Origin of the sequence: Pseudomonas tehranensis (genome assembly GCF_014268615.1) — a bacterium.
In the GTDB taxonomy this organism is placed as follows: Bacteria; Pseudomonadota; Gammaproteobacteria; order Pseudomonadales; family Pseudomonadaceae; genus Aquipseudomonas; species Aquipseudomonas tehranensis.
The window spans coordinates 1-1,232 of the sequence record NZ_JABWQV010000460.1; the positions used below are offsets into that span (position 1 = coordinate 1).

Consider the following 1,232-nt stretch of genomic DNA (forward strand, 5'->3'; position numbering starts at 1 on the left):
GCGGGAGCAAGCTCCCTCGCCACAGGTGTTTAGCGTGGCAAGCGTTTTCGGGCTGAAGATTTCCCCAACCAGGTCGATACAAAGCTCAAGACAGGAGAACCTCCCATGCGATTCGTGCTTTTTATTGCCCTGGCCCTGAGCATCACGGGCTGCACCCGTTGGTCGATGAACCACCATATGAACCTGGCCTACAAGGCCTACGAGCGGGGCAATTGCGAGCAGGTGATGCTCGAGCTGTCCAAGGTCGACCGCGCCAGCCGGGCCCGGCGCTACATGCAACCGGAAGTCTCGATGATGCGTGGCCAGTGCCTGGAACGGCAGAAGCTGTTTGTCGATGCAGCGCAAACCTACCAGTTCCTCTTGACCCAATACCCTAACAGCGAATACGCCTTCCGCGCCCGTGCCCGCCTCGAAACCTTGCAGAGCCTGGGCCATTATCCGCTGCGCAGCGCCCCGGCGATCCGCCCCACCGCGTTCTGATACCGTCCGTCAAGGCAATGGCCAGGGGCAATCCCGGGCCATTTCTACCTTGTACCATGGCGCTTGATGAAACTGTCGCCCCGGACTGGCTGCCGCCAAACCCTGAGCTATATTTGTACAAATATGATTAGAGCCAGGTCTCTAATTTCAAGAGGCACCTGTGACCGGCAGAAGTAGGGCCAACGCGCTTGCAAGCGTCTGGCACCGGGATCGGGGAGAGCGGGCCCGTTCATGCCCGTTCCGAAGTATCCGGTAGCCCCTGTACGGGGTGGTTCAAAAAGCGATACAGGACATGTACAAAAAGAGGCGAATCGAGCGGCATCAGTTGCCGTATTTCCTGCGTGTGTTCAACGGTATGAACGACAGGCCCATTGGTTTTTTGGGCAACGTCTCGGCAGACGGGCTGATGCTGATCAGCCATTTGCCGTTGATGGTCGGCGCGGACTTCAATCTGCACCTCAAGATCCCTGCCGATGAGGGACCGCAGTTGGACATCGAATTAAAGGCCAGTTGCCTCTGGTGTCATGAGGACGTGACCCCGCAGCATTTCGACGCCGGTTTCAGCCTCAAGTGGGCGCCGCCGGAGTACGGGCAACTGGTGAGTGCGCTGCAGCAGTATTTCAGTTTTCATCCGTTGCCAGAGTCGGCTTGAAAACCGGCTCTTGCGGGTGTACCTCAACCCGACTGTGGGAGCGAGCCTGCTCGCGATGGCAATCTCAAGTACGCCATCGCGAGCAGGCTCGCTCCCACAG

General features: G+C 58.7%; 2 protein-coding genes. Both read left to right on the plus strand.

Annotated features, from left to right (window positions below; genetic code table 11):
• Positions 1 to 105 precede the first annotated feature (105 nt).
• Positions 106 to 480 carry a tetratricopeptide repeat protein gene (locus tag HU811_RS26960; RefSeq protein ID WP_092393426.1) on the plus strand — a complete coding sequence of 125 codons (375 nt, stop codon included), beginning with the start codon at positions 106 to 108 and terminating at the stop codon, positions 478 to 480.
• A gap of 292 nt (positions 481 to 772) precedes the next feature.
• Complete coding sequence (locus HU811_RS26965; protein WP_092393423.1) at positions 773 to 1,132, plus strand: PilZ domain-containing protein; 360 nt, start codon at positions 773 to 775, stop codon at positions 1,130 to 1,132.
• Positions 1,133 to 1,232 lie beyond the last annotated feature (100 nt).

What these genes read in the sequence shown, in the direction of transcription:
- HU811_RS26965 (WP_092393423.1), top strand. Translation starts at nt 773, where the DNA reads ATGTACAAAAAGAGGCGAATCGAGCGGCATCAGTTGCCGTATTTCCTG.
- HU811_RS26960 (WP_092393426.1), top strand. Translation starts at nt 106, where the DNA reads ATGCGATTCGTGCTTTTTATTGCCCTGGCCCTGAGCATCACGGGCTGC.